The organism is Rhodanobacter sp. C03 (assembly GCF_002001175.1).
GTDB lineage: Bacteria > Pseudomonadota > Gammaproteobacteria > Xanthomonadales > Rhodanobacteraceae > Rhodanobacter.
In genome coordinates, this window is the sequence record NZ_MUNT01000011.1 from 44,556 (window position 1) to 56,408 (window position 11,853).

Consider the following 11,853-nt stretch of genomic DNA (forward strand, 5'->3'; position numbering starts at 1 on the left):
ACCTGTGGCAGGGTCGGCATTTGACGATACCGGGCCTCGCCTTCACCATTCCCGGTTTACGTCATCTGATTGAGCGCCCCCATGCACAAGCTCGTACTGATCCGTCACGGCCAATCGCAGTGGAACCTCGACAACCGCTTCAGCGGCTGGGCCGATGTCGACCTCACCGAACAGGGCATGGCCGAGGCACAGGAGGCCGGTCGGCTGTTGCAGGCGGAGGGTTATACGTTCGACGTAGCGCATACCTCGGTGCTCAAGCGCGCCGTGCGCACGCTGTGGGGCGTGCAGGATGCGATGGGCCTGATGTGGCTGCCGGTCGTCACCGAATGGCGGCTCAACGAGCGCCACTACGGCGCGCTGACTGGCCTCAACAAGGCCGAGACCGCGGCGAAGTATGGCGAGGAGCAGGTGAAGGTCTGGCGCCGCAGCTACGACATCCCGCCGCCGCCGCTGGAGCGCAGCGCCAATGAGTCGGTGCACGATCCGCGCTACGCCAACCTCGATCCGAAGGATATTCCCGATACCGAATGCCTGAAGGACACCGTTGCCCGCGTGCTGCCGTACTGGCACGAAGTACTTGCGCCGGCGATCCGTTCCGGCCAGCGCGTGCTGGTGGCCGCGCATGGCAACTCGCTGCGCGCGCTGGTGAAGTATCTGGACGATATCTCCGACGAGGCGATCGTCGAGCTGAACATCCCCAACGGCGTGCCGCTGGTCTACGAATTCGACGAGCAGCTCAAGCCGCTGCGTCACTACTACCTCGGTGACGCCGAGGCGATCGCGGCGAAGATGGCCGCGGTGGCGAACCAGGGCAAGGCGAAGTAGCCCGGAGTGGACATGCCACACGTCACCTCACCGAGACAGATCGCCGCGGCATTGACTGAATACTGGTCGCCCCGCGTGGTGGGTGAAGTCGATGACTCCTACGTCAAGGTGGCCAAGGTGCTCGGCACGTTCGGCTGGCACAGCCATGATGACGAGGACGAATTGTTCCTGATCCTTGAAGGCGAGCTGCGCATCGAGATGGAAGCGGATGCGGTCGAACTCGCGCAAGGGGACATGTTCGTGGTGCCCAGGGGCGTCAGGCACAACCCGGTCGCGGCGACGGAATGCCTGATCATGCTGATCGAGCGCAAGTCGACCCTGCATACCGGCAATCTCGTGACGGAACGGACGCGTTCGCTGGCCGAGCAGCTGGGCAACGGCTGAAACCCGTAGCCTGGCGTCCTGGCGAAGGGTGACAAACGTCAGTCGTCAGCCGCTGTTTGCTCGACTAAGCTGGGCGAATTCCACTCGCCGGTGCCGCGCATGCCTGCCCATATGACCAACTACCTGATCATGTTGCCGCTGCTGGCCTGGATCGTGTGGCGGCGCGTGAGTCGCCAGTTCGGTCGCCAGCCGATCCAGCGCAAGCGGATGATCGCGCGCATCGCGATCCTTGCGATCCTTGGCGCCCTGCTGAGCCTCGCCGGGTTTCACAACATCCAACTGCTTGAGGGATTGGTCGGCGGCATGCTGATCGGTGCATTGATCGGCATGGTCGGGCTCAGACTCACCCGCTTCGAAGTCGATCCGGTCAAGGGTGATTGCTACGTGCCGAATACATGGATCGGTGCCCTGCTCACGGTGCTGCTGCTCGGTCGTCTGATCTGGCGCTTCATGCAGATGCAGCAGGTTTCCGCGACTGCACAGGCCGGTGGCTACCCGGCGAACTACGCCTATAGCCCACTGACCCTGCTGGTGTTCGGTCTGCTGGTCGGTTACTACATCGTCTACTTCAGCGGCCTGCTGATCCATCACCGCCGTTTCCAGCAATCGCATCCGGGCGCGACCGCGCTGTAGAGGTGGTCAGCTACGGCTTGGCGAACATCGCCGAAAACTCCCGCGCGAAGCGATGCACGTCACCAGGCCAGCGCGCAGAGAGATAGTTGCCATCACGCACCACGAAAGCGGGCGAGGCATCGCGCTCGCTGTCGCGGGCTAGGCCATTCGTCTTGCGGCGGTAATCCGGTGCGTCGCGCGGTACGTCGAGAAAGTCGGCCGGATCGGCCAGCGCACGCGTCACTTCCTGCTGCACCGACATGTAGCCGACCGGCTGGCCGGGTGCCTCGGCATAGGTGCGGTAGTAGTGCGGATCCCAGAAGCGGCTGATCCGTGCCGTCGACCAGGCCTTCTTTTCCAAGGCCCAGGTCAGTGCGGTGGTGCGGCGGCCATGCAGCACCGACTTGCCATCCGCCGAGCGGCTGCGCGCTGCCAGCAGCACGCCATGGCAGATCGCGGCGACCGGCTTGTCCGCGGCGAAGAAGGCAGCGACCAGCTTCTGCAGCAGCGGACTTTCCAGATACTCGCGCATGCCGCGCGCCCGATGTCCGCCTGGCAGCAGCAGACCGTCAAACGCCGATGCATCCAGTGCCTCCCAGCGCAGCGGCGCGCGGAACGCGGCATCCTGCAGCATCGACGCATACGCCTTGCGCGCATCGATGTTCGCACGCAGCAGCAGGCCGACCAGGCGCAGGCGATTCAGTCCCGGCAGCCAGCCCCAGGGATCGAGGCCCATCCCGCTGAGCATCAGCTCGTCGGCGCTGGCAACTTGTCCGGCGGGCGTGGCGAAGATCACCTCGTGCCCGTCGGCGTGCAGCGTGTGCCAGCTCACCGCGACTTCGGAAGGATCGAAGTCACGGTGCGGCAGCGGGATCAGGATGCGGGCCATGCGCGTGGTTCGCCGCCTACGAAGTCGGTGCGTTGAGGTAATCCAGGCTGGCCTGCAGCATCGACTCCATCCCGATCTTCAGTGCGCCTTCGTCGAGATAGAACTTCGGCGAATGGTTGGCCGGTGCCTTCGAGGCATCCTGACCCAGCGGGGTGGCGCCGACGAAGAAGTACACGCTGGGCACCGCCTTGGCGAAATAGGCGAAATCCTCCGAGGCCATCCACGGTTTCGCTTCGATCACATGTTCGTTGCCGAGCGCCTTGCCGATGCTGCCGCGCACGCGGGCGGCGAGCGCGGGATCGTTGACCAGGACCGGATTGCTGTCGCCCACCGGGATCTGTTCTTCGACCGTCGCGCCGTTGGCGGCGGCGATGTGTTCGGCGATGCTCTTGAGGTTGTCGATCGCCTGCTGGCGCATGTCGGCGTCGAACGTGCGCAGGGTACCTTGCAATTCCACCTGGTCCGGCACGATGTTGTAGCGTGAGCCGCCCTCGACGATGCCGAAGCTGAGCACCGCCGGCAGGTTGCCGATATCCAGCTTGCGGCTGACGATGGTCTGCGCGGCGCTGATGATCTCGGCCGACGTGACGATCGGGTCGACCCCGTTCCACGGCATCGCGCCGTGCGTCTGTCGCCCGTGCACCACCATGCGGAACCAGTCCGAGCCGGCCATCGTCGGTCCCGGCCGCACCGCCACCGTACCCACGTTGAGCGAGCTGACCACGTGCATGCCGAACATCGCGTCCGGCTTGAAGTCGCGGAACAGGCCTTCCTTCAGCATCAGCGACGCGCCTCCTTCCTCACCGGCCGGCGCACCTTCCTCGGCCGGCTGGAACACGAACAGCACCGAACCGTGCAACTGCTTCTTCATGCCGCTCAACGCCTGCGCCATGCCCAGCAGCATCGCGGTGTGCGCATCGTGGCCGCAGGCATGCATCACGCCGGTTGGCTTGCCGCGGTATTCGCCCTTGGCCTTCGAGGCGAACGGCAGGTCCACTTCCTCGGTCACCGGCAGCGCGTCCATGTCGGCGCGGATCGCCAGCCGCGGTCCGGGCAGATCGCCTTTCAGCAGCGCCACCACGCCGGTATGCGCAATGCCGGTATGCACTTCCAGCCCCAGCTTCTTCAGTTCGGCGGCGACCAGTGCCGAGGTGCGCACCTCGCGGTTGCTCAGTTCGGGATGCTGATGGATGTCGCGCCGCCACGCGGTGACCTGCGGCAGTTCCTGCTGCGCCATGGCTTGCACGCTGGAAGCATCGGTGGCGTGCAGCGGCGCGATGAAGGTGGCGGCCAGCGCCAGGACAAGGGCGGTGCGGTGCATGCGGTATCTCCGTGACTGGAGTGACCGATGCTAACGCCTGGATGCCATCGGGCGCTGTATTTTCCGCCGTGCTGTTGGCAAGGTCAGGACGCGACTTCGCTTATCCCAAGCGGCATCAACACGGTGACCACGGTGCCAGTTCAGGGCACGATGCTGAAATCGATCTCGATCGGATAGGGCGCCGGCTTTGCCGGTGGCACCGGCAGCATCCAGGTCGCGAACTGACCGGCCATGCAGGTGGCCACCGGTGTCGGTGGCAGTACCTCGATCCGGGCCGGCCTGCCGTCGGCCTGGATGTCGGCGACCAGGGTGAAGGGTGACTTGTCTGCCGGTGCGTTGCTGGCAAGGCAGCCCTTGAGCGCCATGGTGGTGGGGTTGTTGATCTTGCCCCACAGTTGTTTCTGGTAGGCGGGGCCGGTCACGTCGGCCTCGGCCAGCTTGCCCTGCGTTACGCGGGCACTGAAATCCTGACCGGGCGGCACGCCGGTGGCAGCAAACAGCAGGGCGGCAGCAAACAGGGCAGGCATGGATGGCTCCGGTATCGATCCGTGCGGACACGGTAGCAGTTCATCCAGTCCGGTGTGCGCTGCATGTCATGTATCAAAAACGGACTTCCCGTGCCCGATCGAACCGCTGCCAAGCCGTCTATTTTTTGGGTGAGCTTTTCTTCGCCGGACGCCGGGCCGTCTTGACCGCGATCTTCTTGGTCACCGCAGGTTTGACACTCTTGGCCGCCGGCGTCTTCTTGGCGCTGTTCTTGCGGGCTGCCGCTGCCGGCTTCTTCGCGATTGATGCGGCTACCGGCTTCACTTTCTTCGCTGCCGGCACGACTTTCGCGACAGGCTTTTTCGCGGATTTGGCGGCCCGAGGCGGCTTCTTCGCAATCACCTTCTCCGCAACCGGGGCCGTGTGGGTGTTCTCGTCATGCTTGTTCGAGAACATCTTCGGCGTCCACGCACTCTGGAAGTGCGTCACCATGTTCCTGAACACCTCACTTTGCTCCAGCATCAACGAAAACAGATCGTGCTTTTTCGACTTGTCCTTCTTGTGCGATTTGTCTTTGCTCATGATCAGGCCCTGGCAGTGGTGTGGATCCACTGTAACCGAACTTTCAGCACCACGATCGAAGGCAGGCGTCAGGTTGCGCGAATCGCGGCAATCTACGTCAGATGCAACATCCGTCGTTCCGGATGGCGATACACCAGTACCGTGGCGACCAGCCCGCACAGCGCGGCGAACGACAACCACAGTCCTGGCGCGGCGTTATTTCCGGTGAGATGGATAAGCCATTGCGAGATCGCCAGGCTCGAACCGCCCAGCGTGGTGGCGAGGCTGTAGGCGAGCGAGAAACCGGCGGTGCGTACCTCGATTGGCATGATTTCGGTGAGTGCCACCACCAGTGCGCCGTTGTAGCTGGCGTAGATGAAGGACAGCCACAGTTCCACGCCGAGCAGCCGGTCGAAGCCGGGTTTGGCCACCAGCCAGTGCAGCACCGGATACGCAGTGAGCAACGCGAGCACGGTGCAGGCGAGCAGCAAGGGCCAGCGACCGATGCGGTCGGACAGCGCGCCCATCAGCGGTAGCCAGATCAGGTTGGAAATGCCGATGCACAGCGTCACCACGAACACGTCGGACTGCGACAGCTTCAGCACTTCCTTGCCGAAGGTCGGCGTGTACGCGGTGATCAGGTAGAACGACACCGTGGTCATCAGCACCATTGCCATGCCGAGCAGCACGATGCGCCAGTGGGTGATCATCGAGCGGTAGATTTCGCTGGCATCGAGGCGATGCTTGCGGGCGAGAAAGGCCTCGGTTTCCTGCAGCGAACGGCGGATCAGGAACACGAACGGCACGATCAGGCAGCCGATCAGGAACGGCACGCGCCAGCCCCAGTCGCTCATCGCTTGCGGCGACAGCCAGCGTTGCAGCAACAGGCCGAGCGCGGCGGCGAACATCACCGCAACTTGCTGGCTGGCCGATTGCCAGGAACAGTAGAAGCCGCGGTGCCCCGGCGTGGCGATCTCGGACAGGTAGACCGACACGCCACCCAGCTCGACGCCGGCGGAGAATCCCTGCAGCAGGCGTCCGGCCAGCACCAGCAGCGGCGCCAGCGCACCGATGGTGGCGTAGCCCGGTACCGCCGCGACCATCAAGGTGCCGACGGCCATCATCGCGAGGGTGAGGATCAATCCCTTGCGACGGCCATGATGATCGATGTACGCGCCGAGCATGATCGCGCCGATCGGCCGCATCACGAAGCCGGCGGCGAAGGTCAGCAAGGTCAGCAGCAGCGATGCATACGCGTTGTGGCTGGGGAAATACGTGCGTGCGATGGCCGAGGCGTAATAGCCATAGACCATGAAGTCGTACATCTCGAGGAAATTGCCGCCGACGACGCGGAAGATCGCCTTGATGTTCTGACGCCTAGCGTTCTCCGCCATGCGGCCCCCAGAACACGACCCACGTGGCAAAGTCGGCAGAGAAATTTTCAAACCGATGCTCGGCGCCGGCCTCCACCAACAGGACATCGCCAGCTTTGAATGGAATGCGTTCCTCGCTTTTTAAAAAGTCACCTGCACCGCTGATGACGATGTAGAGCTCGTCCTGTTGGTGTGGCGACTGCGGGTCGGTGTTACGTGGCGCGTAGAGTCCGACTTTCATCGAACCGTGCCTCAAGCCGTAGTGAAAACGGAATTCATCCGGGCTGTCCGGAAGCTTTGCCAGGGCCTCTTCAAGCCCGAACCTCCAGTCTTCAGCTGACATGGTGTATCGACCTGTCGTCGGTACCACGCAAGACCGCCTTGACGTAGTCGTGGCGAGCGCTGGTTGGTGTGACATGCATGGCATGGGTCCTGCGAAGGCAGGACATCAAGGCTAGTCCGCGCGGTGTTCCAGCGCCAGATAGTCCTTGCTCTGCATCTCGATCAGGCGTGACTCAGTGCGGCCGAATTCGGCGCGCAGGCGCTCGCCGTCGTACAGCTCGGTGATCGGTGCGGCGGCGGACAGCACCAGCTTGACGTGGCGGTCGTAGAACTCATCCACCAATTGCACGAAACGCTTCGCGGCGTCCTCGCTGTAGATGGTGAACTGCGGCACGTTGGCGATGATGATCGCCGGGCCGGCCTTGGCCAGCGCGATGTAGTCGGCGACCGCACGCGGGCCTTCGCACAGTGCGTCGAAATCGAACCACAGGATATTGTCGGCGCGCTTGCGATACGGGATGTCGCGTCCGTTGATCTGCAGCGAGCCGTCCTGCTGTACCGGGCCACTGGCCTGGCTGCTGAAGATGCGCTCCAGCGCGCGATGCGCCTCGGCGCCGGGCGGCGTCAGGTATACCGGTGCCTGCGCCAGCGCACGCAGGCGCCAGTCGTGCGACGAGGCCATTTCCACCACGTGGCAGCGCTGTTCGATCAGCGCGATCGCGGGCAGGAAGCGTGCGCGTTGCAGACCGTCCTTGTAGAGATTGGTCGGTGCGGTGTTGGAGGTGGTGACCAGGGTCACGCCACGCGCAAACAGTGCATCGAGAAGGTTGGCCAGGATCATCGCATCGCCGATGTCGCTGACCAGGAATTCGTCCAGACACAGCACGCGGCAGCGTGAGGCAAGTTCGGCCGCCACCTCGACCAGCGGACTCTGGCGCTCGCCCAGCGCGCGCAGGCTCGCGTGCACTTCGCCCATGAAGCGGTGGTAGTGCCGGCGCAACGCGATGCCGTGCGGCAGGCTGGCCACGAACAGGTCCATCAGGAAGGTCTTGCCGCGGCCGACCGTGCCCCACAGGTACAGGCCGGGCACCGCTTCAGGCTGATCGTTGCCGAGCAGGGATTTCAGCCGTCCAAACAGGCCGCCATTGGTTTCGGGTTGGACGCGCAGCGCCGCATGCATGCGGTCGAACTCGGGCAGCAGCGCCAGCTGGGTCGGGTCGGATTCCCAGCGGTGCGCGGCGACGCCTTCCTGGTAGCGCGCACTCGGCGCGAGTGGGGAGGTTTCACTCATGGAACGGCGTCTTGGATGAGGTGGATGGGCGAGCGTCAGGCGCGATGGGTGACATGCTTCACGGCTGGCGTGGCGGTGGCAGCCAGTCGCGCGCGGCATGTTTCACCGCGCCACGCAGATCCATCAGCCGGCGATGAAAGAAATGGCCGGTCTCGGGCATGCGCACCAGTTCCGGCGGTTCTGCCAGGCAGTCGATCCAGTCGAACACGGCCTGCGGCTCGACCACCTCGTCTTCCTCGCCCATCACCACCAGCCAGGGACAGCCGGGCGGAGTGATCGATGCGAACGACCAGCGGCCAGCCGGCGGGGCGATGCTGATCAGGGCCTTGGCCTGCAGCTGTGCGGCATTGCGGATCGTGACGTAGCTGCCGAACGAGAAGCCGGCCAGCCACAGCGCATCGTCCGGTCGTGTGCGGCGCACCCAGGCGACCACGGCGGCCAGATCATCGCCTTCACCGTCACCGTTGTCATAGACGCCCTCGGAGGCGCCGGTGCCACGGAAGTTGAAGCGCACGGTGTCCAGTCCGGATTCGCGCAACGAGCGATCGAGCATGGTCACCACCTTGTTGTGCATGGTGCCGCCCTGTACCGGGTTCGGATGGCAGATCACCGCCACGCCGCGGCGCGCGCCGGCCGGCTCGGCGACGTCGCTGACGGTTTCGAGCTTGCCGGTGGGGCCGGCGAGCATGAAACTGGCGGCGATCTCGGGAAAGCCGGCAGGGTCGGCGGGAAGCTCGGTGGGATTCATGCATACGATGATAACCGCCACGGCGCTTTGCCGCCGCGGGCGCCGTCGATGAATCATCTGGCGCATGCGTTGCTGGCCGGCGACGACGAGTGGCTGCAACTGGGCGGCATGCTCGGCGACTTCGTGCACGGCCAGCCCGATCCCGCGTTGTTTCCGCCGCGGGTGATCGCCGGCATCCGCCTGCATCGTGCGATCGACGTATACACCGACGCCCATCCCGAGGTGCTGGCGGCCAAGACGCTGCTAGTGCCCCCGCATCGGCGCTATGCCGGGATCCTGCTGGACATGTGGTTCGACCATTGCCTGGCGCGGGATTTTGCGCGCTGGTGCACGCAGCCGCTGGACGACTACTCCAACGCCTTGCGTGCGCTGCTGCATCGTCACGATGCCTTGCTGCCACCGGCGTTGCGGCAGTTCCGCGGCTATATGGAGGCGCATGACTTGCCGGCCGGATATGCCGATCGCGCGATGCTGGGGCGGGCGCTGACGGGCATCGGGCAGCGTTTGAGCCGGGCCAATCCGCTGGATTCGGCGTTGCCGGTGCTGGTGGCGCAGGAGGTGGCGTTGCAGGAGCGCTTTGAGGCGTTCTTTCCGCAGCTGCAGGGGTTCGCGCGGGAGTGGATCGAGGCGCAAGTGGGATGAGTTGGCGAGTTCTTCGCAGATACCGGCCCCTCTCCTTCCCAGAAGGGGAGATGAGGCAAACGTAAACGCCGCCCAAGGGGGCGGCGTTTGGTTTTGCTTTATTGAAGCGCTGCTTACTTGGCCTGACCGACGATCCAGGTAACCGCCGCCTTGACCTGCTCGTCGGTGAGCGCCGGGTTGCCACCCTTCGGCGGCATGAAGTTGCCGTCCGGACCGTGGTAACCCTCGGTGGCATGCTTGATCAGGGTATCGAGGCCTTCGGCGATGCGCGGACCCCACATCGACTTGTCACCCAGTTTCGGCGCGCCGGCAACACCGGAGGTATGGCAGCTGGTGCACAGGTTGTCGTAGATGGTCTTGCCGTCGGTGCTGCCGCCGTAGGCGACCTGCGAGGCAGCGGCCTTGGCGGCAGCGTCAGCGGCGGCCTGCATCGCGGCGCGGCCGGTATTGCCGGCGTAGACGGCGCCGGCCGGGGCAATCCGCTCGGCGATCTTGGCCGGTTCGTTCGGATTGGTTTCGTGCGGCGCGTGCTCGTAGATCGCCAGTGCCGAGAAGATCAGCACCACTGTCAGCACCGCAAGGCCGCCGATCATGATGGCGAACTGGCGCAAGACGCTCTGATCGGATTTGCTCATGGGACCGCTCACGCACGTACTCCTGTCAGTGGGCAGGGCGGCAGGGCCACGATGGCCGTCCCGGCATGCCTGATTTGCTTGTACTGGATCACCGGGGCCGTGGGTGCACGGCATGAATGCCCGGTTGCCGCCAGACCCGTGATCCGGATCGAACAGACAGCCAGTCGCGGATTATAAACGAAGCGCGCGGCAAGTTTCAGGCCTCCGTACAGGGCGTCCAGCGTCCGTATCCGGGTTTCATGCCACCGGCTGCAGGCCTTGATGCAGGCCCTGCGCGCCCTGCGCCCCTGCCATCGGTCATGGCGCACCCCTGTCAACCGGCATTGTTCAAGTTCGTTCAACTGCCCCTATGCTCTCACCCCGAGAGGAGTCGGTCGGACGTTGACCAGGCGGGTGAAGCCGACAAACTCCATACACATCAGTTATGCATACTGCGCGATGGTGTGTCGGGTGGCCGCGTCGTTCCAGTTCAGTCCAGGAGTTTCACATGTCGCGTTTTTGGAAGATCGCATTGATCGTCATTGCGGTGATCGTGGTGGTGACGATCGGTTTCCGGCTGCTGCACAAGCCGACTGCAACCGGCGGCAAGCATCGGCACGGGGCTACTGCAGATACCAGCGCTGATTCGAGCAAGGATGGTCAGCCCGGCCAGGACAATGCGCCGGTGCCGGTCACGGTCGAGCCGGTGGTGAGCCAGAACGTACCGATCTACCTGACCGGTCTGGGCACCGTGCAGGCGCTGAACACGGTGACGATCAACCCGCAGGTCGCCGGGCAGATGATGAGCATCAACTTCACCGAGGGCCAGTCGGTGAAGAAGGGCGATCTGCTGGCGCAGATCGATCCGCGTACTTTCCAGGCGAACTATGACCAGGCGGTTGCCAAGCAGAAGCAGGACCAGGCCCTGCTCGCCACCGCGCAAAGCACGCTCAAGCGCAACCAGGCGCTGGTGGCCAGCGGCTATGTGGCTGCACTGGACATGGATACTTTCCGCAACAACGTCGGCCAGTTGCAGGCGGGGGTAACCGCGGATGAGGCGAGCGTGCGCTCCAGCAAGGTGCAATTGGACTACACCCGCATCATCTCGCCGTGCGATTGCGTCACCGGCATCCGCAGCGTGGATCCGGGCAATGTGGTGAACACCTCTACCGCGATCGTCACGCTGACCCAGGTGCATCCGATCTACGTCATCTTCTACCTGCCCGAACAGAATCTGGAAACCGTGCGCAATGCGTTCAAGGGCGGCGCCCAGCTTGAGGTCGCGGCGCTGGATCGTACCGATTCCCACCCGCTCGCCAACGGCGGCGTGCTGCAGGTGATCGACAACCAGATCGACACCAGCACCGGCACGTTCAAATTGCGCTCGCAGTTCCCGAATGCGGACAACAGCCTGTGGCCGGGACAGTTCGTCAACGTGCAGCTGAAAGTCAGCACCACGGCCGGTGGCCTGGTGATTCCGGCGCAGGCGGTACAGCGTGGTCCGGATGGCGACTACGTGTATCAGCTGCAGGACGACAAGACGGTGAAGATGCAGCCGGTGACGGTAGCCAGCGAAGTGGGCGCCAGCAAGGTGATGATCAGCAAGGGTCTGGCGGTGGGTGACCAGGTGGTCACCGAAGGTCAGTTCCGGCTCAAGCCCGGCAGCAAGGTGCAGGCGCTGAAGCCTGGTGAAGTACCGGCCGCCCCCAGCGCCGCCGAACTGCAGAAGGCCAAGACGAAAGGTCAGCAGGGCGGTGGTCGCCGTGGTGGTTGATGGCAGCACGGCATCCGGCTTGCGTTACGCGCGAGTGGGCATGCCGTTGTC

At 64.3% G+C, this 11,853-nt stretch carries 14 protein-coding genes; 5 read left to right on the forward strand and 9 right to left on the reverse strand.

Translation table 11 applies throughout. The features are described from left to right. Positions 1-81: 81 nt before the first annotated feature. The 3 genes from gpmA (at position 82) to B0E48_RS14920 (ending at position 1,842) form a co-directional block, all read left to right on the forward strand. Entirely contained in the window at positions 82-825 is a 744-nt protein-coding gene (gene gpmA / locus B0E48_RS14910) for a 2,3-diphosphoglycerate-dependent phosphoglycerate mutase (protein WP_077518955.1), read from the forward strand. A 12-nt stretch (positions 826-837) separates the two neighbouring features. Further along, entirely contained in the window at positions 838-1,209 is a 372-nt protein-coding gene (locus tag B0E48_RS14915; protein WP_077518956.1) for a cupin domain-containing protein, read from the forward strand. 99 nt (positions 1,210-1,308) lie between these two features. Beyond that, positions 1,309-1,842, forward strand: a complete 534-nt coding sequence (locus tag B0E48_RS14920) for a DUF1453 family protein (RefSeq protein WP_077518957.1) — start codon at positions 1,309-1,311, stop codon at positions 1,840-1,842. Between the two features lie 10 nt (positions 1,843-1,852). Here the strand turns inward: B0E48_RS14920 and B0E48_RS14925 are convergent, their stop codons facing one another. From B0E48_RS14925 to B0E48_RS14960, 8 genes are all read right to left on the reverse strand, one after another. Further along, positions 1,853-2,710, reverse strand: a complete 858-nt coding sequence (locus B0E48_RS14925; RefSeq protein ID WP_077518958.1) for a type 1 glutamine amidotransferase domain-containing protein — start codon at positions 2,708-2,710, stop codon at positions 1,853-1,855. Between the two features lie 16 nt (positions 2,711-2,726). Then, positions 2,727-4,031, reverse strand: a complete 1,305-nt coding sequence (locus B0E48_RS14930; RefSeq protein WP_077518959.1) for an amidohydrolase — start codon at positions 4,029-4,031, stop codon at positions 2,727-2,729. A 140-nt stretch (positions 4,032-4,171) separates the two neighbouring features. Then, positions 4,172-4,558 (reverse strand): peptidase C13, encoded by a 387-nt coding sequence (locus tag B0E48_RS14935; protein WP_077518960.1) that lies wholly within the window; start codon positions 4,556-4,558, stop codon positions 4,172-4,174. A 118-nt stretch (positions 4,559-4,676) separates the two neighbouring features. Further along, a complete protein-coding gene (locus B0E48_RS18110; RefSeq protein ID WP_139350309.1) occupies positions 4,677-5,279 on the reverse strand; it encodes a hypothetical protein in 603 nt (200 codons plus the stop codon). Beyond that, a complete protein-coding gene (locus tag B0E48_RS14945; RefSeq protein WP_077518962.1) occupies positions 5,192-6,472 on the reverse strand; it encodes an MFS transporter in 1,281 nt (426 codons plus the stop codon). Before B0E48_RS14945 ends, B0E48_RS18110 begins: the two co-directional genes overlap by 88 nt. Then, positions 6,456-6,794 carry a cupin domain-containing protein gene (locus tag B0E48_RS14950; protein ID WP_077518963.1) on the reverse strand — a complete coding sequence of 113 codons (339 nt, stop codon included), beginning with the start codon at positions 6,792-6,794 and terminating at the stop codon, positions 6,456-6,458. Before B0E48_RS14950 ends, B0E48_RS14945 begins: the two co-directional genes overlap by 17 nt. Positions 6,795-6,905: 111 nt before the next feature. Next, the gene (gene zapE, locus B0E48_RS14955) at positions 6,906-8,024 is read right to left on the reverse strand and encodes a cell division protein ZapE (RefSeq protein ID WP_077518964.1); all 1,119 of its coding nucleotides are present in this window, start codon (positions 8,022-8,024) and stop codon (positions 6,906-6,908) included. 58 nt (positions 8,025-8,082) lie between these two features. Beyond that, entirely contained in the window at positions 8,083-8,772 is a 690-nt protein-coding gene (locus B0E48_RS14960; protein ID WP_077518965.1) for an alpha/beta fold hydrolase, read from the reverse strand. Positions 8,773-8,820: 48 nt separating this feature from the next. Here B0E48_RS14960 and B0E48_RS14965 point away from each other — a divergent pair, with 48 nt between their 5' ends. After that, the gene (locus tag B0E48_RS14965; protein ID WP_077519171.1) at positions 8,821-9,414 is read left to right on the forward strand and encodes an ACP phosphodiesterase; all 594 of its coding nucleotides are present in this window, start codon (positions 8,821-8,823) and stop codon (positions 9,412-9,414) included. A 113-nt stretch (positions 9,415-9,527) separates the two neighbouring features. Here the strand turns inward: B0E48_RS14965 and B0E48_RS14970 are convergent, their stop codons facing one another. Further along, the gene (locus B0E48_RS14970; RefSeq protein ID WP_077518966.1) at positions 9,528-10,049 is read right to left on the reverse strand and encodes a c-type cytochrome; all 522 of its coding nucleotides are present in this window, start codon (positions 10,047-10,049) and stop codon (positions 9,528-9,530) included. A gap of 487 nt (positions 10,050-10,536) precedes the next feature. Between B0E48_RS14970 and B0E48_RS14975 the strand changes: the two genes are divergently transcribed. Further along, complete coding sequence (locus tag B0E48_RS14975; RefSeq protein ID WP_077518967.1) at positions 10,537-11,802, forward strand: efflux RND transporter periplasmic adaptor subunit; 1,266 nt, start codon at positions 10,537-10,539, stop codon at positions 11,800-11,802. Positions 11,803-11,853 lie beyond the last annotated feature (51 nt).